The 23,581-nt window shown below is 74.6% G+C and carries 22 protein-coding genes; 13 read left to right on the top strand and 9 right to left on the bottom strand.

Translation table 11 applies throughout. The features are described from left to right. The first annotated feature begins 162 nt into the window (after positions 1-162). The 3 genes from IF43_RS0102545 (at position 163) to IF43_RS0102535 (ending at position 2,863) form a co-directional block, all read left to right on the top strand. Entirely contained in the window at positions 163-1,590 is a 1,428-nt protein-coding gene (locus IF43_RS0102545) for a DUF2252 domain-containing protein (protein ID WP_199922664.1), read from the top strand. 75 nt (positions 1,591-1,665) lie between these two features. Beyond that, positions 1,666-2,481, top strand: a complete 816-nt coding sequence (locus tag IF43_RS0102540) for a J domain-containing protein (RefSeq protein ID WP_030193250.1) — start codon at positions 1,666-1,668, stop codon at positions 2,479-2,481. Positions 2,482-2,518: 37 nt separating this feature from the next. Next, positions 2,519-2,863, top strand: a complete 345-nt coding sequence (locus IF43_RS0102535) for a rhodanese-like domain-containing protein (RefSeq protein WP_030193248.1) — start codon at positions 2,519-2,521, stop codon at positions 2,861-2,863. Between the two features lie 29 nt (positions 2,864-2,892). Here the strand turns inward: IF43_RS0102535 and IF43_RS0102530 are convergent, their stop codons facing one another. The 6 genes from IF43_RS0102530 to paaA form a co-directional block, all read right to left on the bottom strand. Next, on the bottom strand, positions 2,893-4,026 hold the full coding sequence (locus IF43_RS0102530; protein WP_030193247.1) for an acyl-CoA dehydrogenase family protein: 1,134 nt from the start codon (positions 4,024-4,026) through the stop codon (positions 2,893-2,895). 178 nt (positions 4,027-4,204) lie between these two features. Then, entirely contained in the window at positions 4,205-5,305 is a 1,101-nt protein-coding gene (locus tag IF43_RS0102525) for a 2Fe-2S iron-sulfur cluster-binding protein (RefSeq protein ID WP_051794573.1), read from the bottom strand. Next, positions 5,306-5,821 carry a 1,2-phenylacetyl-CoA epoxidase subunit PaaD gene (gene paaD, locus IF43_RS0102520; protein ID WP_030193242.1) on the bottom strand — a complete coding sequence of 172 codons (516 nt, stop codon included), beginning with the start codon at positions 5,819-5,821 and terminating at the stop codon, positions 5,306-5,308. It abuts the gene before it with no gap. Beyond that, complete coding sequence (gene paaC / locus IF43_RS0102515; protein ID WP_030193241.1) at positions 5,815-6,558, bottom strand: 1,2-phenylacetyl-CoA epoxidase subunit PaaC; 744 nt, start codon at positions 6,556-6,558, stop codon at positions 5,815-5,817. Before paaC ends, paaD begins: the two co-directional genes overlap by 7 nt. Further along, positions 6,555-6,839 (bottom strand): 1,2-phenylacetyl-CoA epoxidase subunit PaaB, encoded by a 285-nt coding sequence (gene paaB, locus IF43_RS0102510; RefSeq protein WP_030193240.1) that lies wholly within the window; start codon positions 6,837-6,839, stop codon positions 6,555-6,557. Before paaB ends, paaC begins: the two co-directional genes overlap by 4 nt. Then, entirely contained in the window at positions 6,836-7,828 is a 993-nt protein-coding gene (paaA, locus tag IF43_RS0102505) for a 1,2-phenylacetyl-CoA epoxidase subunit PaaA (protein ID WP_030193239.1), read from the bottom strand. Before paaA ends, paaB begins: the two co-directional genes overlap by 4 nt. Positions 7,829-7,954: 126 nt before the next feature. Between paaA and IF43_RS0102500 the strand changes: the two genes are divergently transcribed. The 3 genes from IF43_RS0102500 (at position 7,955) to IF43_RS0102490 (ending at position 11,436) form a co-directional block, all read left to right on the top strand. Beyond that, positions 7,955-8,671, top strand: a complete 717-nt coding sequence (locus IF43_RS0102500) for a DUF5819 family protein (RefSeq protein WP_063753260.1) — start codon at positions 7,955-7,957, stop codon at positions 8,669-8,671. 89 nt (positions 8,672-8,760) lie between these two features. Then, the gene (locus tag IF43_RS0102495; RefSeq protein WP_234331927.1) at positions 8,761-10,059 is read left to right on the top strand and encodes an HTTM domain-containing protein; all 1,299 of its coding nucleotides are present in this window, start codon (positions 8,761-8,763) and stop codon (positions 10,057-10,059) included. 561 nt (positions 10,060-10,620) lie between these two features. Then, the gene (locus tag IF43_RS0102490; RefSeq protein WP_051794570.1) at positions 10,621-11,436 is read left to right on the top strand and encodes an RNA methyltransferase; all 816 of its coding nucleotides are present in this window, start codon (positions 10,621-10,623) and stop codon (positions 11,434-11,436) included. A gap of 19 nt (positions 11,437-11,455) precedes the next feature. On the opposite strand, the gene paaN is transcribed toward IF43_RS0102490, so the two are convergent. Beyond that, positions 11,456-13,138 (bottom strand): phenylacetic acid degradation protein PaaN, encoded by a 1,683-nt coding sequence (gene paaN / locus IF43_RS0102485; RefSeq protein WP_030193231.1) that lies wholly within the window; start codon positions 13,136-13,138, stop codon positions 11,456-11,458. 240 nt (positions 13,139-13,378) lie between these two features. On the opposite strand from paaN, the gene IF43_RS0102480 reads away from it, so the two are divergent. The 4 genes from IF43_RS0102480 to IF43_RS0102465 all read left to right on the top strand — a co-directional run bounded on the left by IF43_RS0102480 (position 13,379) and on the right by IF43_RS0102465 (position 17,669). Further along, complete coding sequence (locus IF43_RS0102480) at positions 13,379-14,935, top strand: 3-hydroxyacyl-CoA dehydrogenase (RefSeq protein WP_078909859.1); 1,557 nt, start codon at positions 13,379-13,381, stop codon at positions 14,933-14,935. Next, positions 14,932-15,528 carry a TetR/AcrR family transcriptional regulator gene (locus tag IF43_RS0102475; RefSeq protein ID WP_030193228.1) on the top strand — a complete coding sequence of 199 codons (597 nt, stop codon included), beginning with the start codon at positions 14,932-14,934 and terminating at the stop codon, positions 15,526-15,528. The genes IF43_RS0102480 and IF43_RS0102475 overlap by 4 nt, the downstream gene beginning before the upstream one ends. A 342-nt stretch (positions 15,529-15,870) precedes the next feature. Next, positions 15,871-17,034 carry an ATP-binding protein gene (locus tag IF43_RS37755; RefSeq protein ID WP_051794566.1) on the top strand — a complete coding sequence of 388 codons (1,164 nt, stop codon included), beginning with the start codon at positions 15,871-15,873 and terminating at the stop codon, positions 17,032-17,034. Continuing rightward, complete coding sequence (locus IF43_RS0102465) at positions 17,031-17,669, top strand: response regulator transcription factor (protein ID WP_051794628.1); 639 nt, start codon at positions 17,031-17,033, stop codon at positions 17,667-17,669. The genes IF43_RS37755 and IF43_RS0102465 overlap by 4 nt, the downstream gene beginning before the upstream one ends. A 151-nt stretch (positions 17,670-17,820) precedes the next feature. Here the strand turns inward: IF43_RS0102465 and IF43_RS0102460 are convergent, their stop codons facing one another. Then, complete coding sequence (locus tag IF43_RS0102460; protein ID WP_234331919.1) at positions 17,821-18,366, bottom strand: Lrp/AsnC family transcriptional regulator; 546 nt, start codon at positions 18,364-18,366, stop codon at positions 17,821-17,823. 204 nt (positions 18,367-18,570) lie between these two features. On the opposite strand from IF43_RS0102460, the gene pdhA reads away from it, so the two are divergent. From pdhA to IF43_RS0102445, 3 genes are read left to right on the top strand one after another with little or no spacing between them, the layout of a single operon-like run. Then, positions 18,571-19,701: a pyruvate dehydrogenase (acetyl-transferring) E1 component subunit alpha gene (gene pdhA / locus IF43_RS0102455; protein WP_030193223.1), complete on the top strand. Its 1,131-nt coding sequence runs from the start codon at positions 18,571-18,573 to the stop codon at positions 19,699-19,701. Positions 19,702-19,754: 53 nt separating this feature from the next. After that, a complete protein-coding gene (locus IF43_RS0102450; protein ID WP_107048387.1) occupies positions 19,755-20,723 on the top strand; it encodes an alpha-ketoacid dehydrogenase subunit beta in 969 nt (322 codons plus the stop codon). Next, positions 20,723-22,102: a dihydrolipoamide acetyltransferase family protein gene (locus IF43_RS0102445; RefSeq protein ID WP_030193219.1), complete on the top strand. Its 1,380-nt coding sequence runs from the start codon at positions 20,723-20,725 to the stop codon at positions 22,100-22,102. Before IF43_RS0102450 ends, IF43_RS0102445 begins: the two co-directional genes overlap by 1 nt. A gap of 391 nt (positions 22,103-22,493) precedes the next feature. On the opposite strand, the gene IF43_RS0102440 is transcribed toward IF43_RS0102445, so the two are convergent. Next, positions 22,494-23,471, bottom strand: a complete 978-nt coding sequence (locus IF43_RS0102440; protein ID WP_030193217.1) for an NAD(P)H-quinone oxidoreductase — start codon at positions 23,469-23,471, stop codon at positions 22,494-22,496. Positions 23,472-23,581: the final 110 nt, after the last annotated feature.

The raw sequence follows: 23,581 nt of genomic DNA, 5'->3' as shown, positions 1-23,581 counted from the left end.
TGGTGTGGCCCTCGGCCCGCCGCGGCTCTGGCCAGGGGTTTTCCACAGGACAGCAGTTGTCCACAGGGGGGAGACGCGGTGGTCGGGCGGCGGTACGGTCTGTCGCGGTTGATGTTGGTGCGCGCCCTGGGGGCGGGCCCGTGGGACAGGCGGGGGACCGTGATGGACGAGCAGTACGAGGGATCCGGCGGGGCGACCGGCGGACCGGAGCGGATTCCGGTGGTGGCCGGGTTCGGCGCGCGGGCCGCGCAGGGCTCGCCGCGGGCGCAGGGCAAGGCGCTGCGCGAGCGGGTGCCGCGGTCGTCACACGCGGAGCTGCTGCCGGTGGCGGACCGGCCCGACGCGGTGCGCGCGGTGGAGGAGTCCAACCGCGGACGGGTCCCGGAGCTGACGCCGATACGGGTCGGACGGATGGCCGCCTCCCCGTTCGCCTTCCTGCGCGGCGCCGCCGGGCTGATGGCGCACGACCTGGAGGGGGCTCCGGTCACCGGAGTGGGCGCGCAGATCTGCGGTGACGCGCACGCGGCGAACTTCGGCCTGTACGGGGACGCCCGCGGCAGCCTGGTGATCGACCTCAACGACTTCGACGAGACCGTGTACGGCCCGTGGGAGTGGGACCTGAAGCGGCTGGCGGCCTCCCTGGTGCTGGCCGGCCGGGTGGCGGGCGCCGGCGAGGACTCCTGCCGGGCGGCCGCGGTGGACGCGGTGGGGGCCTACCGGCGCACCATGCGGCTGCTGGCGAAGCTGCCGGCGCTGGACGCGTGGAACGCGATCGCGGACGAGGAGCTGGTCTCGCACACCGACGCCCGCGACCTGCTGGGCACGCTGGAGCGGGTCGCCGAGAAGGCCCGCAACAACACCAGCGCCCGGTTCGCGGCCAAGGCCACGGAGCCGGCGCCCGAGGGCGGCCGCCGGTTCGTCGACGCGCTGCCGGTGCTGCGCCGGGTCGGGGACGCGGAGGCGGCCGCGGTGGCGGCGTCCCTCGGCCCGTACCTGGAGACCCTCGGCCCGGACCGGCTGCCGCTCCTGGCCCGGTACGCGATCCATGACGTGGCGTTCCGCGTGGTGGGCACCGGCAGTGTGGGCACCCGCTCGTACGTGGTGCTGCTGCTGGACCACCGCGGCGAGCCGCTGGTGCTCCAGGTGAAGGAGGCCAGGCCCTCGGTGCTGATACCGCACCTGCGGGCGGTGGGCTTCGAGACCGGCCCCGTCGACCACGAGGGGCACCGGGTGGTGGCCGGGCAGAAGCGGATGCAGGTGGTCAGCGACATGCTGCTGGGCTGGACGACGGTGGAGGGCCGGCCCTACCAGGTGCGCCAGTTCCGCAACCGCAAGGGCAGCGTGGACCCGGCCGCGCTCACCGCGGACCAGCTGGACGACTACGGCCGCATGACGGGCGCCCTGCTGGCCCGCGCGCACGCCCACAGTGCCGACCCGCGGGTCATCGCGGGGTACTGCGGGAAGAACGACGAGCTGGACGAGGCGATCGGCACCTTCGCCGTGGCCTACGCGGACCGCACCGAGGCGGACCACGCCGACCTGGTCACCGCGATCCGCACGGGTCGCACGGCCGCCGAGGAGGGTGTCTGAGCACGTGGCGGGGGCGAAGTGTGAGGGTTGCCGCAGGACGGTGGTGACGGCGCCGCCGGGCCGTAGGCTGGCCGGGTGAGCCAGGAAGAAGCAGGGCAGCCCACGCCCGAGGACAGCGAGCGGCCGGAGGCGCGGTTGGCGCGCGCCGTGCGGGCCGCCGAGCAGGCGCTGATCGAATTCGAGATCGCGGTGGAGACCTTCCGGGTGGAGGTCGAGAACTTCTCCCGGCTGCACCACCAGAAGCTCGGCCCGATGTACTCGCGGCTCGACGAGCTCGACGCGCAGATCGCCGAGGCCAGGGCCGCCAGGACCGGGGACCCGGAGGACCTGCGCCGGGCGCGGGACCTGCGGGCGCTGGTGATGCCCATGCCGGGCGTGGAGGAGCTGTTCCACGACTGGCTCGGCTCGGACGGGCTCTCGGACGCCGCCGGGGCGATGCTCACCGAGCAGCCGGTGCGCCCGCCGGAGCGGGTGCGGCCCACCGAGGAGGTGCGCAAGCTGTACCGCGAGCTGGTCCGGCAGGCGCACCCCGACCTGGCCCAGGACGAGCCGGAGCGGCAGCGCCGGGACGCGTTCATCGTCCGGGTCAACGCCGCCTACGGGCGCGGGGACGCGGACGAGCTGCGCACCCTGTCCGCCGAGTGGGCGGCCGGCCCGGCGCCCGCGCAGCCGGTGCTGTCGGAGAGCGAGGAGCTCTACGCCCGGCTGGAGTGGCTGGCCCAGCGCAAGGAGCTGCTCACCGCGGTGGCCGGCGAGCTGGAGGAGAGCGCCATCGGCGCGATGCTCCGCATGGCGCCCGACGACCCGGACCGGCTCCTCGACGAGGTCGCCGAGCAGCTGCTGGCCCAGGTCGCCGCGCGTGAGGCCGAGCTGGCTGCCCTGGTCGGCTAACTTCAGACGTTTCAACGGCAGTGAGAGAAGAATCGCTATGAACTTTGGTCCGCTTCCTTCGGTGGACGTCGCCGGCGTGCCGGCCGACGGGCTGGTCCTGGACGTCCGCGAGGACGACGAGTGGGCGGCCGGCCACGTCGAGGGTGCGCTGCACGTCCCGATGAGCGAGTTCGTGGCCCGCTTCGGCGAGGTCACCGAGGCCGTCGAGGACGGCCGTCGGGCGTACGTCATGTGCCGGGTCGGCGGCCGCTCCGCCCAGGTGACCCAGTACCTGCTCCAGCAGGGGATCGACGCGGTGAACGTCGACGGCGGCATGCTCGCCTGGAACGCCGCCGGCCGTCCCATGGCCACCGACACGGGTACCGACGCCTACGTGCTCTGACGGGCCTCCCGTACCGCCGCGCCCCGCGCTCAGGTGAGGGGGTGGGCGGCCAGCAGGTCGCCGAGTGCCTCCTCGTGGGCGGCGGCCGGGCCCAGCGAGAGTTCCAGGTGCTTGGCCCAGGCGTGGAAGCGGTGCAGGGGGTAGTCGGTGTCCGCGCCGAAGCCGCCGTGCAGGTGCTGGGCGGTCTGGACGACCCGGCGCACGCCCTCGGAGGCCCAGATCTTGGCGACCGCGACGTCGCCCGCGGCGGGCAGCGGGCCGCCCGAGCCGGCGGTGTCGAGCCGCCAGGCGGCCTGCCAGAGGGTGACCTCCATGGCGCGCAGGTCGATGTAGCGGTCGGCGGCCTGTACGGCCACCGCCTGGAACGTGGCCACCGGGTGCCCGAACTGCTCCCGCTTGCTGGTGTACGCGCTGGTCATGGCCAGGACGCCGGTGCCCAGGCCAAGGGCCAGGGCACAGGTGCCGGTGGCGAGCAGCAGGTGCAGGCCCTCCCAGGCCCCGGGCGCCTCGATCAGGTGGGCGGCCGGGACGCGGACGCCGTCCAGCCGGAGCTCCGCCAGGCGTTCGCCGTTCGTGGAGTACTGCTCCGCGAGGTGCAGGCCCGCGGCGCCGCGCGGGACGAGGGCGATCACCGCGTCGCCCTCGCCGGTGTGCGCCGGGACGGCGACGTGGTCCGCGGTGTGGGCCCAGGGGACGGCGGTCTGGACGCCGTCCAGCAGCCAGTCGGAACCGTCGCGGCGGGCGGTGACGGCGAGTTCGGCCGGATCGTGCCCGGTGCGGCCCTGGGCCGCGACGGTGAGGACCAGCTCGCCGCGGCCGGCCCGCGCCAGCAGCGCGGTCAGCTCGGGCCCCCCGTACCGCTGGAGGGTCACCGCGGTGGCGCAGTGCTCCAGCAGCGGCACCCGGGCCAGTACCTTCGCCGACTCCCGCAGCACGAGGCACAGCGCGACCGCGTCGAGCCCGGCGCCGCCGTGCTCGGGGGCGAGCAGCAGGCTCAGCAGGTCGGAGGCGGCGAGCTGCGCCCACAGCACGCGGTCGAAGTCGTCGGCCACCGCCCCCGGAGTGAGCGCGGGGCTGGGCACCGCGTCGGGGGCCACGTCGGCGAAGACGGCCCGGGCCGCCTCGGCGGCGGCCTGCTGCTCCTCGGTGAAGGTGAAGTCCATGGTCTTCCCGTCCTCCCGACGCCCGGTGTCGCGGGGTTCGGCCGCGTTGGCGCGGCGTTCCGCCGCCGCCCCGGTCGCCGGTGCTCCACCGCGCACAAGAACAGAACCTGTTCTATCTGACGGTGCGTCAAGATAGAACAAGTTCTGGTGGAAGGACAGACCCCGTACCGGGTCGGTGTCAGCGGTCGAAGTCCAGCTCGACCTCGGCCGTCAGCGGGTGGGACTGGCAGGCGAGCACGAAGCCGGCCTCCGTCTCCTCATCCTCCAGCGCGAAGTTGCGGTCCATCCGCACCTCACCGCGCACCAGGAACGCCCGGCAGGTGCCGCAGACCCCGCCCTTGCACGCGTACGGCGCGTCCCCGCGGTTGCGCAGCACGGTGTCCAGCAGCGTCTCGCCGTCCTGCACCGGCCAGGTGCCGGCCCGCCCGTCGAGGCGGGCGGTGACGCGGCTGTCCGACGGGGCGTCCGCCCGGACCGCCGCCCGCGGGGCCTCGTCGACGTGGAAGATCTCCTCGTGGATCCGGGAGCGGTCCACGCCCAGCCCCCGCAGCGCCTGCTCGGCACCCTGCACCAGCCCGAACGGCCCGCACAGGAACCAGCCCGCCACCTCGTCCACCGGCAGCAGCGCGGGCAGCAGCCCGGCCAGCCGCTCCTGGTCCAGCCGCCCCGAGTCCAGCCCGGCGTCCTGCTCCTCGCGGGAGAGCACGGTCACCAGCTGGAAGCGGTCCGGGTAGCGGTCCTTGAGGTCCGCCACCTCCTCCAGGAACATCGTGGAGGCCGCCGTACGGTCGCTGCGCACGAGGCAGAAGCGCGCGTCCGGCCGCTCCGCCAGCAGGGACGAGGCGATGGAGAGGACCGGGGTGATCCCGCTGCCGCCGACGACCGCCGCGTAGTGCCCCGCCGCGCCGGCCGGCTCCAGCGTGAACCGCCCGGCCGGGACCATCACGTCCAGCGCGTCGCCCGCGGCGATCTCCTTGTGCGCGTACGTGGAGAACTCGCCGCCCTCCACCAGTCGCACGCCCACCGTCAGCCGCTCCGGGCCGGCGCCGGCGCGCGGCGCGGGCGAGCAGATCGAGTACGTGCGGCGGACCTCCTCGCCCTCGGCCGTGATCCGGCGCATCGCCAGGTGCTGACCGGGGGTGAAGCGGTAGTCCTCGCGCAGTTCCGCGGGAACGTCCAGGGTCAGGGCCACCGCGTCGTCGGTGAGCCGCTCGACCGCCGACACCCGCAGGGAATGGAACGCGCCGTGGCGGGGGGAGGGGGTGGCACCTGCGGCCATCTACAGCTCCTTGAAGTGGTCGAACGGTTCACGGCAGGAGACGCAGCGCCGCAGCGCCTTGCAGGCCGTGGACGAGAAGCGGCTGAGCAGCTCGGTGTCGGTGGAGCCGCAGTGCGGACAGCGCACCGACAGCGTGACCGGCACCGGCCCCTCGGCCGCGTGCGGCCGGGGCGGGGCGATGCCGAACTCGGCGAGCTTGCGCCGCCCTTCGGCACTGATGTCGTCGGTGGACCAGGCCGGGGAGAGCACGGTGTGCACCGACACCTCGGGTATGCCGTGCTCGTGCAGCACCCGCTCGATGTCGGCGGCCATCGCCTCGATCGCCGGGCAGCCGGTGTAGGTGGGGGTGAGGGCGACCTCGACCGCCCCGCTCTCCAGCATCCGCACGCCCCGCAGCACGCCCAGCTCCGTGAGGGAGAGCACGGGCAGCTCCGGGTCGGGGACGGAGCCGGCCAGCGCGGCCAGCTCCTCCTCGAGCCGGGTGGGCGTGGTGTCCGCGGCGGAGCCGGTCACCAGGACGCTCCGGGGTGGCTGCGGTGCAGGTGCTGCATCTCCGCGAGCATCCGCCCGAACGACTCGGTGTGCAGGCCCTGCCGGCCGGCCCCGGCCCGCCACGCGCCGGTGCGCGGGCCCTGCGGCAGCTCGAGCCCGGCCTGCTCCAGGACCGCGGTCACGGCCGCCAGCCAGCGGGTCTCGAGACCGGACCAGTCCAGGTCCAGACCCTCGACCGGCAGGAACGGCTCGCCGGTGAAGCGCCACAGCGCGTCCAGGCCGCGGCGCATCCGCTCCCGGCTCTCCTGCGTGCCGTCGCCCAGGCGCAGCGTCCACTGGACCGCGTGGTCGCGGTGGTAGGCGGTCTCCTTGACGGCCTTGGCCGCCAGCGGGGCGAACGGGGAGTCGCCGGCGGCCAGCTCCTCGTACAGCAGGTGCTGGTAGAGCGAGAAGTACAGCTGGCGGGCGATCGTCCGGGCGAAGTCGCCGTTCGGCTGCTCGACCAGCTGGAGGTTGCGGAACTGGCGCTCCTCGCGCAGGTACGCCAGCTCGTCCTCGTCGCCGACCATCGAGAGCAGCACGCGGGCCTGGCCGAGGAGGTCCAGGGCGATGTTCGCCAGGGCCACCTCCTCCTCCAGGACGGGCGCGTGGCCGGCCCATTCGCCGAGCCGCTGGGCCAGGACGAGGGCGTCGTCGCCCAGTGCCAGCGCGGCGGCGGCGTCGGTGGTGCCGGGGGCGCCCTTCGGTGCGGTGGCGGTCACAGGTTCTTCACCCCGTCCGGCACCTCGTAGAAGGTGGGGTGGCGGTACGGCTTGTCGGCGGACGGGGCGAAGAACGGGTCCCGCTCGTCCGGCGAGGAGGCGGTCACGGCCGAGGAGGGCACGACCCAGATCGAGACGCCCTCGTTGCGCCGCGTGTACAGGTCGCGGGCGTTGCGCAGTGCCATCTCGGCGTCCGGGGCGTGCAGGCTCCCGGCGTGGGTGTGGGACAGTCCGCGGCGCGAGCGCACGAACACCTCCCACAGCGGCCAGTTCTGCGTCATGCCCGTGCCTCCTGGTTCTGGTGCTGCTGGTCTTGGTGCTTGGCGGCGTAGGCCGCGGCGGCCTCGCGCACCCAGGCGCCTTCCTCGTGCGCCTGGCGGCGCTGGTTCAGGCGCTGCTCGTTGCACGGGCCGTTGCCCTTGAGGACGTCCCAGAACTCGGCCCAGTCGATGGCGCCGAAGTCGTGGTGGCCGCGCTCCTCGTTCCACTTCAGGTCCGGGTCCGGCAGGGTCAGGCCCAGGGCCTCGGCCTGCGGGACGGCGATGTCGACGAAGCGCTGGCGCAGCTCGTCGTTCGAGTGCCGCTTGATCTTCCAGGCCATCGCCTGTGCGCTGTGGACCGACTCGTCGTCCGGCGGGCCGAACATCATCAGCGAGGGCCACCACCAGCGGTTCACCGCGTCCTGGGCCATCGCGTGCTGCTCCTCGGTGCCCTGGGACAGCGCCAGCAGCAGCTCGAAGCCCTGGCGCTGGTGGAAGGACTCCTCCTTGCAGATGCGGACCATGGCGCGCGCGTACGGCCCGTACGAGCAGCGGCAGATCGGCACCTGGTTGGTGATCGCCGCGCCGTCCACGAGCCAGCCGATGGCGCCGACGTCGGCCCAGGTCAAGGTGGGGTAGTTGAAGATCGAGGAGTACTTCTGCCTGCCCGCGTGGAGCTTGTCGAGCAGCTCGTCGCGGCTGGTGCCGAGGGTCTCGGCGGCGCTGTACAGGTACAGCCCGTGCCCGGCCTCGTCCTGGACCTTGGCCATCAGGATCGCCTTGCGGCGCAGCGAGGGCGCGCGGGTGATCCAGTTGGCCTCCGGCTGCATGCCGATGATCTCCGAGTGGGCGTGCTGTGCCATCTGGCGCACCAGCGACGCGCGGTACTCGTCCGGCATCCAGTCACGGGGCTCGACGCGCTCGTCGGCCGCGACGGCGGCCTCGAACGCGGCCACGAGCGCGGGGTCGGGCACCTGCCCCGCCGCCGCGTCCTGGGTCACTGCAACCATCCTGGCTCCCCTGTCCGGGTCCCGACCGACCGATCGTTCGGTTCATCCTCTTCAATGGTGAGCGGGGGGCCCGTAGGGTGTCAACCTCTGTGGAAGGCTCTGTGGACGGCCGAGGAGCGGGGCGGGATGGATTCGTACGAGCGCGGGGCCCCCGCCGACGTGCCGCGGGCCGCGGGGATAGCCGGGCTGTCCCGGCCCGCGCGGGTGGCCGCGGCACTGGCCCTCGGGACGGTGGCGGTCGCCGCCTGCTGGCACCTCGCGATGGTGTTCCTGCACGTCGCGCCGGAGAACACGGTCAGCAAGGCGCACCGCGAGGTCGTCGACGACTGGATCTACCCCGAGTTCGAGCAGAACTGGAAGCTGTTCGCCCCGAACCCCCTCCAGCAGAACATCGCCGTCCAGGTCCGCGCCGAGCTGCGCACCCCCAGCGGCGAGCGGGTCACGACCGGCTGGCGTGACCTGTCCGCCGAGGACGGGGCCGGGATACGGCACAACCCGGTGCCGAGCCACGTCCAGCAGAACGAGCTCCGCCGGGCCTGGGACTTCTTCACCGGCTCCCACGACGACCAGAACCGCGCCACCGGCGAACGCGGCCGGCTCGCCGAGGCCTACCTGCGGCGGATCGCGCTGCAGCGGCTGTACGAGCGCCCGCGCGTCGGCGGGGTCGAGCGGATCCAGCTGCGCTCGGCCACCCGGTCGGTGGCCGCGCCGCCGTACAGCAACGAGGCCACGGACACGCAGGTCTACTACCGCGAGCTGCCCTGGTGGGGCGTGACCGAGGCCGACCTCACCGGGCCGGCGCGGCGGGCGGCCGCGGGCGAGCGCGAGGAGGCGGCTTCGTGAGCGGCGTGGACGCGGTGCAGTCGTCGGTCCCTCTCGGGCCGGCGGTGCCGGATGGGCCCGTGCGCGCCTCCAGGGCCCTGTGGGGCCGGCTGCGGGCCCGGCTGGCGGGGCCGGTCGGCCAGGTCACCGGGCGGGCGCTGGGCCCGTACCAGAGCGCCGTGGTGCGCATCGGCTTCGCCGCGACCTGGCTGCTCTTCCTGCTGCGGGAGTTCCCGCACCGCCGCGAGCTCTACGGGCCGGACGGCCCCTGGAGCTTCGAGCTGGCGCAGCGGCTGGTGGCGGGCAACGACGCGTTCACCGTGCTGCTGTGGAGCGACAGCACGCTCTGGTTCGAGCTGGTCTACGCGGTGGCGGTGCTCTCCAGCGCGTTGCTGCTGGTGGGGTGGCGCACGCGCGCGATGTCGGCAGTGTTCATGGTCGGGGTGCTCTCGATCCAGAACCGCAGCGTGTTCATGGGGGACGGCGGGGACAACGTCGTGCACCTGGTCGCGCTCTACCTCGTGCTGACGCGGTGCGCCCAGGTGTGGTCGCTGGACGCCCGCCGGGCGGCGCGGTCCGGGGCGGACCCGGACCGTGACCGGGCGGGCCCCGTGCTGTGGGTGCTGCTGGGCGGGGTGCTGTCCGGCGCGGCGGCGGCGGGCCGGCTCGGCCTCGGGTGGCTGGCGGTGCTGGGGCTGCTGTGGGCCGTGCAGGGCCTGTGGTGGGCGGTGGACCGCGTGGACCGCGGCGGCGGGCGGGGCGGGGCGCGGAGCGAGGCGCGGGCGCTGTTCGACGTCTTCGGCAACATCGTGCACAACGCGGGCCTGCTGGTGATCATGGCGGAGGTCTGCCTGATCTACGCCACGGCCGGCTGGTACAAGATCCAGGGGTCCCGCTGGCAGGACGGGACGGCGCTGTACTACCCGCTGCACCTGGACTACTTCTCGCCCTGGCCGGAGCTGTCGGGGCTGCTGGGGGCCAGTGGGACGGTGGTGCTGCTGCTGTCGTACGGGACGGTGGCGGTGCAGGTCGCGTTCCCGTTCACGCTGTTCAACCGGCGGGTCAAGAACGTGCTGCTCGTGGCGATGATGCTGGAGCACGCCGGGATCGCGGTGCTGATGGGGTTGCCGTTCTTCTCGATGGCGATGATCGCCGCCGATGCGGTCTTCCTGCCGACGGCCTTCCTGCTCTGGCTCGGCGCCAGGGCCTCGGGAGCGTGGGCGCGGCTCCCCGCCCTCCGCTTCCCCGGCCGCGGGGCCACCGCCCCGCACCCCGACCCCGCCCCGGCCGACCCGGTCGCCCCCGCCGCCCCCGCCGACGTCGCGCGCCTTCCGGCGCCGGCCGGGACTCCTGCCGGGTCGGCCGATCCGGAGCCGGGCGCCGACGCGGCCCCCGCCGCCGCGGGCTGAGTTCCCCCACCCCGCCCCTTCCCGAAACCGGGGACTCCGCCCCCGGCCCCCCACCGCCGGGCCGCCGCCCGCCCTCCCGGGGCTCCGCCCCGGACCCCGCGCCTCAAACGCCGGCGGGGCTGGAGTTGCCGCCGCCGGGGTTGGAGTTGCGTGGGGCTCCGCCCCGGAGCACGCACCTCAGGGCTCCGCCCCGGACCCCGCGCCTCAGGCGCCGGCGAGAGTGGGATTGACGGCGGCGGGATCCATCCAGCCCCGCCGGCGTTTGAGGCGGACCCGGCGCGGAGCGCCGGTCGGGGGCCGGGGCGGAGCCTCGGGAAACGGTGAAAGGGCGGGGTGGGGGATCGGCCCCGCAGGGCAACGGTCCGCGCCGTCGGCACGACCGGCCGGGTGCTGGGCCGACGCGCCGGACGGGCGCCCCTCACCGGCAGCGGCACCGGCACCGGTACGGACGGCACCGGCACCGCACCGCACCGGTACGGGACGGCACCGCACGGACGCCGGCGCCGGTGCCCGTGCCGTGGCGGGCGGGGAGGGGCGGGGGCGGGGTCATAGGGTGAGGGCATGAGCGAGGAGAGTGGAGAGCGCCGGCAGGGGCACGGCGGCCCGGGCGGCGCCGAGCTGGCCGAAGCGGTACTCGACTGGCGGTCGACGGCCGACGCGGCCGTGCTGCTCGACGGGTTCCACGCCCTCAAGCACGCACTGCGCTTCGGCGCCGACGTCCGCATCGGCATCGCCGACGACCGCGCGGCCGTGCTCGCGCTCGCCCGGAGCCTGGCACCGGACGTCACCGACGCCGTCGCGGCCGTGGTCCGCGAGGTGCCCACGCAGGTGCTGCACGAGCTGCTGCTGCGGGTGCACCCGACGGGCGTGGCGGCCCTGGCCACCCGCCCGGAGCGGGAGGCGAACCTGCGGCTGCTGGGCGCCGCTCCCAGGACCGCGCCCGTGGTCGTCCTCGACAACCCGCGCAACCTCGGCAACGTAGGGGCCGTCGTACGGCTCGCGGCCGGCTTCGGCGCGACCGGCGTCGTCACCACCGGCGACCTCGACCCCTGGCACCCCAACGTCGTCCGCGCCGGCGCCGGGCTCCACTACGCCACCGCCGTCGAGCGCGTCACGCTCGCCGAGCTGCCGCCCGGCCCGCTGTACGCCCTCGACCCCGAGGGCGACGACATCCGCGCCCACGTCCTCCCGGCCGACGCGCTGCTCGCGTTCGGATCGGAGCGCCACGGCATCTCGCCGGAGCTGCGCGAGCGCGCCGACCACCTGGTGTCCCTGCCGATGCGGCCGCAGGTGTCGAGCTACAACCTCGCGACGAGCGTCGCGATGGCGCTGTTCCACTGGGGAGGCCCGGCCCCGCTGGGGCCGGGCCTGCCTTAGGGGGCGTCCGGCGGAGGGGTCAGGCCTGGCGGCGGACCTCGACCATCCGGAAGCGGTTCGCGACGAAGGCGCCGTCGCACAGGGCGGCGTTCGCGGCCGGGTTGCCGCCGGAGCCGTGGAAGTCGGAGAAGGCCGCGGTCTGGTTCACGTAGACGCCGCCGGTCAGGTTGAGCGACAGCTGCGCCGACTCCTCCAGGCAGACCTCCTCCACGGCCCGCTCGGTGTCCGCCGAGGTCGTGTACGCGCCGACCGTCATGGCGCCCTTCTCACGGACCGTGCGGCGGAGCAGGTCGAGCGCGTCCGCCGTCGAGTCGACCGCCACGGCGAACGAGACCGGGCCGAAGCACTCGGACAGGTAGGCCGCCTCCGGGTCCGGCTTGGCGGCGTCGAGCTTGACCATCACCGGCGTGCGCACGACCGCCCCCGGGAACTCCGGGTTGACGATCTCCCGCGAGGCCAGGGCGACCTCGCCCAGTCCGGCCGCGGCCTCCAGGCGGGCCTTGACGTCGGGGTTGACCAGGGCGCCCAGCAGCGCGTTCGCCCGGGCGTCGTCGCCCAGCAGGCCGTCCACGGACTTCGCGAGGTCCGCGACGACCTCGTCGTACGACTTCGGGCCGAGGTCGGTCGCGATGCCGTCGCGCGGGATCAGCAGGTTCTGCGGGGTGGTGCACATCTGGCCGCTGTAGAGGGACAGCGAGAACGCCAGGTTGGAGAGCATCCCCTTGTAGTCGTCGGTGGAGTCGATGACGACGGTGTTGACGCCGGCCTTCTCCGTGTAGACCTGCGCCTGGCGGGCGTTGGCCTCCAGCCAGTCGCCGAAGGAGGTCGAGCCGGTGTAGTCGATGATCCGGACCTCGGGGCGGACGGCGAGCTCCTTGGCGATGCCCTCGCCCGGACGCTCGACGGCCAGCGCGACCAGGTTCGGGTCGAAGCCGGCCTCGGCGAGCACCTCGCGGGCCACCTGGACGGTGAGCGCGAGCGGCAGCACGGCGCGCGGGTGCGGCTTGACCAGCACCGCGTTGCCGGTGGCGAGGGAGGCGAACAGGCCCGGGTAGCCGTTCCAGGTCGGGAAGGTGTTGCAGCCGATCATCAGCGCGATGCCGCGCGGGACGGCGGTGAACGTCTTGTCGAGGTTCAGCGGGTCGCGCTTGCCCTGCGGCTTGGACCAGCCGGCGGCGCCCGGGACGCGGGTCTGCTCCTCGTACGCGTACGCCACCGCCTCCAGGCCGCGGTCCTGCGCGTGCGGGCCGCCGGCCTGGAAGGCCATCATGAACGCCTGGCCGCTGGTGTGCATGACCGCGTGCGCGAACTCGTGCGTGCGCGCGGAGATGCGGGACAGGATCTCGATGGAGACCAGGGCGCGGGTCTCGGGGCCGGCGTCGCGCCAGGCGGCCATGCCGGCCTTCATGGCGGGCAGCAGGACGTCCGCGTCCACGTGCGGGTACTCCACGCCGAGCTCGATGCCGTACGGGGAGACCTCGGCGCCGGTCCAGCCGTCCGTACCGGGCTGGTCCAGGTCGAACCGGGTGCCGCGCAGCGCCTCGAAGGCCGCCTGGCCGTCGGCCGGCGCGGTCTCGCCGTACGCCTTGGGGTGCTCCGGGTGCGGGGACCAGTAGGCGCGGCTGCGGATGGCCTCCAGCGCCTGGTCCAGGACGGGCCGGTGCTTCTCGGAGAGCGACGCGACGGTCAGGTTGGCGGACAGGTCGGCGGTCATCAGGGACCAACTCCTCGTTGAGCCGGGCGGTACGCCGGCGGATCGCGGCCGGGCGAGGGGCCGGCGGATCGCGCGCAGGCAGGTGGAGAAGAGCAGACTGGAGCTAGAGTAACCGAACGATCGGTCGGGACAAGAGGGCCGGAGCCATCCGGCGCGAACACGTCGGGGGCCCCGGCGGGACGAGGCCCGGGGCCGTTGGGCCGCGGTGCATGCGGGAGGATCGGGGTCATGACAGGTATCGAACGGTCCCGCGCGGTGGCGGTGGTCGGCACCGGAACCATGGGCCAGGGCATCGCCCAGGTCGCACTTCTCGCAGGTCATCCCGTGCTGCTGTACGACGCCCTGCCCGGCCGGGCGGGCGAGGCCGCGGCCGCGGTGGCGGACCGGGTCGAGCGGCTGGTCGCCAAGGGCCGGCTGGACCGGGCCGACGCGGACGCCGCGATCGGACGGATCGGCGCCGCGGCGGAGCTCGCGGAGCTGGCCGGGGCCGGCCTCGTGATCGAGGCGATCCTGGAGGACACGGCCGTCAAGCGCGAGCTGTTCGCCGCCCTCGAAGGAGTGGTGGCCCCGGACTGCGTGCTGGCGACGAACACCTCCTCCCTGTCCGTCACCGAGATCGCGGCGGTGCTCAAGCAGCCCGGCCGCTTCGTCGGCCTGCACTTCTTCAACCCGGCGCCGCTGCTGCCGTTGGTCGAGGTGGTCAGTGGCTTCGCGACCGACCCGGCGGTGGCGCAGCGGGTCCACGACACCGCCCTGGCCTGGGGGAAGACCCCGGTGCGGTGCGCCGACACCCCGGGCTTCATCGTCAACCGCCTCGCCCGGCCCTTCTACGCCGAGGCCTTCGCCGTGTACGAGGAGCGGGGCGCCGACCCCGCCACCATCGACGCCGTGCTGCGCGAGAGCGGCGGCTTCAAGATGGGCCCGTTCGAGCTGACCGACCTGATCGGCCAGGACGTCAACGAGGCCGTGACCCGGTCGGTGTGGGAGTCCTTCTTCCGCAGCCCGAAGTTCCTGCCCTCGCTGGCCCAGCGCCGGCTGGTCCAGTCGGGACGGCTGGGGCGCAAGTCCGGTCAGGGGTGGTTCTCGTACGAGGACGGCGCCGCCGCCCCCCGGCCGCACACGGCCGACCCCGAGGAGGCCCCCGCGGCCGTGACCGTGGTGGGCGACCTCGGGCCCGCCGCCGACCTGGTCGACCTCATGGCGGAGGCCGGCATCGAGGTCGCGACGGCCGAGACCGGCGGCCCGTACATCCAGCTGCCCGGCGAGGGCCAGCTGGTCCTCGCGGACGGCAAGACCTCGGTCGAGTTCGCCGACGTCGTCTACTTCGACCTGGCCCTCGACTACGCGGCGGCCACCCGCATCGCCCTCTCCGCCTCCCCGGACACCTCGCCGGAGACCCTCGCCGCGGCCGTCGGCCTCTTCCAGAAGCTCGGCAAGCAGGTCAGCGTCATCGGGGACGTCCCCGGCATGATCGTGGCCCGCACCGTCGCGATGCTGATCGACCTCGCGGCCGACGCGGTCGAGCGCGGCGCGGCGACCGCGGAGGACGTCGACACCGCCATGCGCAAGGGCGTCAACTACCCCATGGGGCCCTGGCAGTGGCACGAGACCCTGGGCCAGGACTGGGCGTACGAGCTGCTGCACAACCTCGACGAGCGCTGCCCAGGCGGCCGGTACGCCCCCTCGCTGGCGCTGTTCAAGGCCTCGTACGCGGACCCGGGCGCGGCCCACGCCGAGGACGTCGACGGGGCGGCGGACGGCTCCGGCGCGGAGGCGGACGCATGACCACCGCCAGGCGGGACACGTACACGCCCGAGACGCTCCTCTCGGTGGCCGTGCAGGTCTTCAACGAGCGCGGCTACGACGGCACGTCGATGGAGCACCTGTCCAAGGCCGCCGGGATCTCCAAGTCCTCGATCTACCACCACGTCGCGGGCAAGGAGGAGCTGCTCAGCCGGGCCGTCAGCCGCGCCCTCGACGGGCTGTTCGGGATCCTCGACGAGCCGGGGGCGCTGCGCGGCCGCGCCATCGAGCGGGTCGAGTACGTCACCCGGCGCACCGTGGAGGTGCTGGTGGGCGAACTCCCGTACGTCACGCTGCTGCTGCGGGTCCGCGGCAACACGCGCACCGAGCGGTGGGCGCTGGAGCGCCGGCGCGAGTTCGACCACAGGGTCGCGGACCTGCTCAAGGCGGCCCAGGCCGAGGGCGACCTGCGTGCCGACGTGGACATCCGGCTGGCGACCCGGCTGCTCTTCGGCATGGTCAACTCCCTGGTGGAGTGGTACCGGCCGCACCCGGGCGGTGGGGCGGACCCCCAGCAGGTGGCCGACGCCGTGGTGCACCTGGCCTTCGACGGGCTGCGGACGGCGTCCATATAGGAGCCGGGACGCACCCGGCATCAATCAGGTACGCCGGCGGGCGCGTGCCGGGACGTACCCGGACGAAAGTCAAGGACCGCACCGGGGACGGGGTACCCCGGTGCGGTCCATTCCCCCGATTTGGGACGGGCGGCTCAAGAGGCTCGCCGCAGCCGCCCGTCCGGTCCGGTGCGCCGGGCCGTGGTGCGCGTGCTCCGCACGGTCGGCGCCATGTCTCCCCCTGACTGGAAACATCCGAAAGTGACTGTCTGGTCACGTTCTTGACGTTCGTGAAGTTACCGAGATCCACTGGCCCTGCGGTACCCGCCCTTTCAGGGGGGTGTGTTCACGGCGGAGGCTGTGGTGAGTGGTGTCGGCTCGGGTCTGCAGCGCGCACAGCGCTTCCTGCTTCTTGCCACCGCCCTCTACCGGACCAGCCACCTCGCCGTCGGCATCGCCGCGGTGGCCCGCCGGGCCCCCGGCACCACCCTCGGGTCCGCGCCCTGGACGGTGCTGGGCTGCGCGCTGGCGCTGACCCTCCTGCTCTACGGGACGGCCTACGCGCGCGGCTGGTTCGACGCCCGCTGGATCTGGGCCGACGTCCTCGTGACCGGCTGCGCCCTGCCCTTCGTCGGGGCCGCGCTGCTCGGGGACGAGGCGGTGGCCCCCAAGGGCTGGCTGATGCTGCTGGGCGGCTCGGCCACGGCCGCCGCCGGGGCCGGGCTGCGGCCGCGCGCGGGCGCGCTGGCGGTGCTGGCGGTGGTGGTCGGGCACGCGACCGCCCGCGGGCACGTCTCGGGCGAACTCGTGGGCCACCTCATCTCGGTGGTGTCCTCGGCCGGCATGACCGCGGTCTTCTGGTGGTACCTCAAGCGCCAGGGCACGATGCTCGACGAGGCCAAGGAGCGGGCCGTGACGGCCGAGGCCCGGCGGGCCCGGCAGGCCGAGCGGATGGCCCACCACCGGGCCCTGCACGACACCGTCCTGGCCACCCTGACGGCCATCGCGGCGGGTGGGGTGGACGCCAACGCCCCCCAGGTGCGCGAGCGGTGCGCGCGCGAGGCGGCGTACCTGCGGAGGCTGATCCAGCGCGAGGACCAGGGGGAGGAGCCGGGGCCGCCGTCCGAGGTGCCGATGGGGCGGGCGCTGGAGGAGGCGGTGCGCTCGGCCGAGTGCCTGGGCCTGGCCGTCAGCGCGCAGTACCACGGGCTGCCGGCGGTGCCGGGGCCGGTGGCCACCGCCCTCGCCTCGGCGGCGGCCGAGGCGCTCAACAACGTACGGACGCACGCCGGCACCGGCCGCGCCTGGCTGACCGCGGTGGGCGAGGGCACGGGGGTGGTGGTGACCGTGGTGGACCGGGGGGTCGGCTTCGACCCGGAGCGGGTGCCGGTCGGCGGCGCGGGCGCCGTGGGCGGGACGGGGCTGCGCCGGTCGGTGCGGGCCCGAATGGCGGCCGTGGGCGGGGCGGCGGACGTGGACAGCGCACCCGGCGAGGGCACGCGGATCGAGCTGAGGTGGCCGGGGTGATCACCGTGGCGGTGGTGGACGACGACCGGATGCTGCGCGAGGGGCTGCGGTCCTGGCTGGCCGGGTCGGACCGGCTCGCGCTGCTGGCCGCCGTGCCGACGGTCGGGGAACTGCTCGCCGGCGGCCTGCCCGGCGGCCGGCTTCCCGACGTCGTCCTGCTGGACCTGGTCCTCAAGGACGGCTCGGAGCCGCCGGACAACGTGCGGCGGCTGCGCGCGGCCGGCGCCCGCGTGCTGGTCATCAGCACCGTCGCCGACCGCTCCCGGATCGTCGCGGCCGTCGCGGCCGGGGCGGACGGGTACCTCACGAAGGACCATCCCCTGGAGGACCTGGTCGGGGCCGTCGAGACGGTGGCCGGGGGCGGTACGGCGCACAGCGCGGAGCTGGCCTTCGCGTGGGCCCACGACACCGCGCCCGAGCGGCCCCGGCTGGCCCCGCGCGAGCTCCAGGTGCTGCTGGACTACGCCTCCGGGCTGACGCTGAAGGCGACCGCGCGGCGGGCGGGGGTCACGCCGCACACGGCCAAGTACTACCTCGACCGGGTCAAGGAGAAGTACCAGCTGGCCGGGCGGCCCACCTACACCAAGATCGACCTGGCCCGGCGGGTGCAGGAGGACGGGCTGGGCGGCTCCTGAAGGCCGTGGACCGCCAGGAGCTTCCGTTCTAGTGGTCGTCGAGGCCCGAGGCCGGCCAGGGCCGGCGGGGCCGCCGAGGCCGTACCGAGCCCGTCCGGGCCGCTCGGGACCGTTCCGAGCCCGCCTGGGCCGCTCGGGACCGGGAAGCCCCTCAAGCCCCCGTGAACGGGTCCAGGTCGGTCTCCTCGAACACCAGCAGCGTCCTCGTCGACAGCACCTCCGGAATGGCCTGCAGCCGGGTCAGCACCAGCTCCCGCAGCGTCCGGTTGTCCGGCGTGTGCACCAGCAGCAGGACGTCGAAATCGCCGCTGACCAGCGCGATGTGCGCGGCCCCCGGCAACTGCTGGAGCTGCTCGCGCACGGTCCGCCAGGAGTTCTGCACGATCCGCAGCGTGATGTACGCGGAGGCGCCCTGGCCGGCCCGTTCGTGGTTGACCCGGGCCGCGAACCCCCGGATCACCCCGTCGTCGATCAGCCGGTTGATGCGCGCGTACGCGTTGGCGCGCGAGACGTGCACCCGCTCGGCGACGGAGCGTATGGAGGCCCGGCCGTCCGTCTGGAGGATCTGCAGGATCGACCGGTCGATGGCGTCCAGGGGGCGGGGCGGAGTCGCGGGAGCGGGGGCCTCCGGGGCCGGCACCGGGAGCGGGGCCTCGGGCCCCTCCACGACCCGGTCGGCCATTTGTTCATCCGCCATGGGCTGCGGCTCCCCTCATTTGGACGTCCTGCGCCTATCCCAGGCCGTGTCCGTCCTTTTGTCCACAGCCTCGAGCGGCCTGTAGCCAAATTGCGCCAACAACCGAACAATCGGTTGGTGAGGCACCTCACACCGGGGCTGCCCCCTGCCCCCAGCCACCGCTGGGTCGCCCAGCCCGCTTCCCACGAGGAGGTGCACGCCGCCATGACGGTCCAAGAGCTGCCGGGTGCGTCCTACCAGCCCACCCCGCCGCCCGCCTGGAGGCCCCGTACCGACGCCGCGCCGCTGCTGCCGGACGCCGAGCCGCACCGCGTGCTCGGCACCCCGGCCGCCGACCGGGTCGACCCGGAGCTGATGCTCCGCTGCTACCGCGAGCTCGTCCGCGGCCGCCGGTACAACGCCCAGGCCACCGCGCTGACGAAGCAGGGCCGGCTGGCCGTGTACCCCTCCACCGTCGGCCAGGAGGCGTGCGAGATCGCCGCCGCCCTCGTGCTGCAGGAGCAGGACTGGCTGTTCCCCAGCTACCGAGACACCCTGGCGGCCGTGGCCCGCGGGCTCGACCCCGTCCAGGCCCTGACCCTCCTGCGCGGCGACTGGCACACCGGCTACGACCCGCACGAGCACCGCATAGCCCCGCTGTGCACCCCGCTCGCCACCCAGCTGCCGCACGCGGTGGGCCTGGCCCACGCCGCCCGCCTCAAGGGCGACGACGTGGTCGCCCTCGCCCTGGTCGGCGACGGCGGCACCAGCGAGGGCGACTTCCACGAGGCGCTGAACTTCGCCGCCGTGTGGCGGGCCCCGGTGGTCTTCCTCGTGCAGAACAACGGCTTCGCCATCTCCGTCCCGCTGGCCAAGCAGACCGCCGCGCCCTCCCTGGCCCACAAGGCCGTCGGGTACGGCATGCCGGGCCGCCTGGTCGACGGCAACGACATCGCGGCCGTGCACGAGGTGCTCTCCGAGGCGATGGAGCGCGCCCGCACGGGCGGCGGCCCCACCCTCATCGAGGCGGTCACCTACCGCATGGAAGCCCACACCAACGCCGACGACGCCACCCGCTACCGCGGTGACGCCGAGGTCGAGGCCTGGCGCGACCACGACCCGATCCTGCTGCTGGAGCGCGAGCTGACCGCCCGCGGCCTGCTGGACGACAAGACCGTCGAGGCCGCCAAGGAGGAGGCCGAGACCATGGCCGCCGCCCTGCGCGAGCGCATGAACGCCGACCCGGTGCTCGACCCCATGGACCTGTTCACCCACGTGTACGCCGAGCAGACCGACCAGCTCCGGGCCCAGGCCGCCCAGCTGCGCGCGGAGCTCGACGCGGAGGCCGCCTCGTGACCACCGCCGCCCGCGACCGCGCCGCCGCCCCGGCCGGCCGCAAGCCCGCCACCATGGCGCAGGCCCTCACGCGCGCGATGCGCGACGCGATGGCCGAAGACCCGACCGTCCACGTGATGGGCGAGGACGTCGGCACCCTCGGCGGTGTCTTCCGCATCACCGACGGGCTCGCCAAGGAGTTCGGCGAGGACCGCGTCACCGACACCCCGCTGGCCGAGGCCGGCATCCTCGGCGCGGCCGTGGGCATGGCGATGTACGGGCTGCGGCCGGTGGTCGAGATGCAGTTCGACGCCTTCGCGTACCCCGCGTTCGAGCAGCTCCTCAGCCACGTCGCGAAGATGCGCAACCGCACCCGCGGCGCGATGCCCCTGCCGATCACCATCCGCGTGCCGTACGGCGGCGGCATCGGCGGCGTCGAGCACCACTGCGACTCCTCCGAGGCGTACTACGTGGCGACCCCGGGCCTGCACGTCGTGACCCCGGCGACCGTCGAGGACGCGTACGGGCTGCTGCGGGCCTCGATCGCCTCGGACGACCCGGTGGTCTTCCTGGAGCCCAAGCGGCTGTACTGGTCGAAGTCGGACTGGTCGCCGGAGGCCCCCGCGGCCGTGGAGCCGATCGGCCGGGCCGCGGTGCGCCGGACCGGCGCGAGCGCCACCCTGATCACGTACGGCCCGTCGCTGCCCGTCTGCCTGGAGGCCGCCGAGGCCGCCAAGGAGGAGGGCTGGGACCTGGAGGTCGTGGACCTGCGCTCGCTGGTGCCGTTCGACGAGGAGACCGTGGTCGCCTCGGTGCGCCGGACCGGCCGCGCGGTCGTGGTCCACGAGGCGAGCGGGTTCGGCGGCCCGGGCGGCGAGATCGTCGCGCGCGTCACGGAGCGCTGCTTCCACCACCTGGAGGCGCCGGTGCTGCGGGTGACGGGATTCGACATCCCCTACCCGCCGCCGATGCTGGAGAAGCACCATCTGCCGGGCGTGGACCGGATCCTCGACACGGTCGCCCGCCTTCAGTGGGAGAACTGATGCCACAGGTACTGGAGTTCAAGCTGCCCGACCTCGGTGAGGGACTCACCGAGGCGGAGATCGTCCGCTGGCTGGTGCAGGTGGGCGACGTGGTCGCCATCGACCAGCCCGTGGTCGAGGTCGAGACCGCCAAGGCGATGGTCGAGGTGCCGTGCCCGTACGGGGGCGTGGTGACGGCCCGCTTCGGCGAGGAGGGCACGGAACTCCCGGTCGGCGCGCCGCTGCTGACGGTGGCGGTCGGCACGGCCACGGCCCCGGCGGAGTCCGCCGAGGAGGGCACCGGCTCGGGCAACGTCCTGGTCGGGTACGGCACGGACCACTCGCGGCCCGCGCGGCGCCGCCGCGTGCGACCGGCGGCGCCGGGCGGTGCGAGTGGTTCGGGTGGTTCGGGTGGTTCGGCCGCGGCTCCTGCCGCGGCGCCGGCCCCTGCTCCGGCTCCGGCCGGGGCGGTCCGGGCTGCGGGCGGGGTGGCCCCGGCCGCGGTGCCGGTGGCCGTCGCGGGCGGTCCCGTACCGGTCATCTCCCCGCTCGTGCGCAAGATCGCTCGGGACAACGGCATCGACCTTCGGGGGCTCACCGGCAGCGGGCCCGAGGGCCTGATCATGCGGGCCGACGTCGAGGCCGCCCTGCGCGCGCTCACGGCCCCGGCGCCCGTCGCCGCCCCGGTGGCGGCCGCGGGCCCCGCCGTCGCCGGCGAGCGGATCCCGCTCAAGGGCCTGCGCGGGGCGGTGGCGGACAAGCTGTCCCGCAGCCGCCGCGAGATCCCCGACGCCACCTGCTGGGTGGACGCGGACGCCACCGAGCTCATGGCCGCCCGCGCGGCGATGAACGCGGCCGGCGGCCCGAAGATCTCGGTACTGGCGCTGCTGGCCCGCATCTGCACGGCGGCCCTGGCCCGGTTCCCGGAGCTGAACGCCACCGTGGACCTGGCGTCGAACGAGATCGTCCGGCTGCCGTCGGTGCACCTGGGCTTCGCCGCCCAGACGGAGCGGGGCCTGGTCGTCCCGGTCGTCCGGGACGCGGACCGGATGAACCCCGAGGCGCTCACGGCCGAGTTCGCCCGGCTGACCGAGGTGGCCCGGGCCGGTCGGCTCAGCCCGGCGGACCTGACGGGCGGGACGTTCACGCTCAACAACTACGGGGTGTTCGGGGTCGACGGCTCCACGCCGATCATCAACCACCCCGAGGCGGCCATGCTGGGCGTCGGGCGGATCATCCCCAAGCCGTGGGTCCACAACGGTGAGCTGGCGGTCCGCCAGGTGGTCCAGCTGTCCTTCACGTTCGACCACCGCGTCTGCGACGGCGGTACGGCGGGGGGCTTCCTCCGCTACGTCGCCGACTGCGTCGAGTCGCCGGCGGTCCTGCTGCGCTCGCTGTAGCCCTTCGGTCCGTCTTCCGGCCCCGGGCGCCGTCCACCGGCCCCGGGGCCGAGGCGCGCCGCGGCGCCCCCGGGAATGTCCCCTCCTCGCCCCTTCCCGCAACTGTGGCTTGCGACCACAGACGCCGCCCCGCCGGGCTCCGCCCGGGAAACCCGGGCGCTGCGCGCCGGGTGTGCTCAATCGCCGCGCGGGCCGGGCGTGGCGGTCCCGGCAATTCCAGCCTCGCCGGCGTTTGAGGCGCGGGGTCTGGGGCGGAGCCCCAGGAGGGGCGGCCGGGTACGGGCCGAGGGGACGCGCCCCAGCCCGCTCGGCGCTCGGGGGCGGGGGGGCCGGGGCGGAGTCCCGGGGAACGGGGGAAGGGCGGGGAGGGGAGTGGCCCCCCAGGGCGGGGTTAGCGCGTCAGCAGGAGCTTGCCCACCGGCTCGCCGGACTCCAGGAGGCGGTGCGCCTCGGCGGCCTCGGCGAGCGGCAGGGCACGGTCGACGACGGGCCGCACCCGCCCCGCCTCGACCAGCGGCCAGACGTGCTCCCGCACGGCCGCGACGACCGCCGCCTTCTCACCCAGCGGCCGGGCCCGCAGCGTCGTACCCACGACCGCCGCCCGCTTCATCAGCAACGCCCCCAGGTTCAGCTCGGCCTTGGCCCCGCCCTGCAGCCCGATGACCGTCATCCGCCCGTTCACGGCCAGCGCGTCCACGTTCCGTGCCAGGTACTTCGCGCCGATGATGTCGAGGATCACGTCCGCCCCCGCACCGCCGGTCGCCGCCCGCACCTCCTCGACGAAGTCCTGCTTCCGGTAGTCGATCAGCACGTCCGCGCCCAGTTCCGCGCAGCGCGCCAGCTTCTCCGGGCTGCCGGCCGTCACCGCGACCTTCGCCCCGACCGCCTTCGCGAGCTGGACGGCCATCGTGCCGATGCCGCTCGCCCCACCGTGCACCAGCAGCGTCTCGCCCGGCCGCAGGTGGGCGATCATGAACACGTTGGACCACACCGTGCACGCGACCTCCGGCAGCGCGGCGGCCGTCACCAGGTCCACCCCCTCGGGCACCGGGAGCAGCTGCCCGGCCGGCACCGCGACCTTCTCCGCGTACCCGCCGCCCACCAGCAGGGCGCACACCTCGTCGCCCACCTTCCAGCCGGACACCCCGGGTCCCAACGCCGCGATGCGGCCCGAGCATTCGAGGCCGGGGTAGGGGGACGAGCCCGGCGGCGGGTTGTAGAAGCCCTGCCGCTGGAGCAGGTCGGCCCGGTTCACGGCGCTGGCCGCCACCTCGACGAGGACCTCGCCCTCGGCGGGCACGGGATCGGGGACTTCGGCCCACACCAGGGCCTCGGGGCCGCCGGGCTGGGGAATCGTGATCGCACGCATGGCGCGAGGCTACCGGCCGGCCACCGAGCGGGTCCCGAGCCATGGGGCCGGAGGCCAGCCATGGGGCCCGAGGCCAGCCATGGGGCCGGAGGTCGGTGGTCGGGCCGGGG

Origin of the sequence: Streptomyces sp. NRRL S-87 (assembly GCF_000719335.1) — a bacterium.
Taxonomy (GTDB): Bacteria; Actinomycetota; Actinomycetes; order Streptomycetales; family Streptomycetaceae; genus Streptomyces.
Note: the sequence above shows the minus strand (reverse complement) of the source record. Positions and strands in the feature narration are given on the sequence as shown.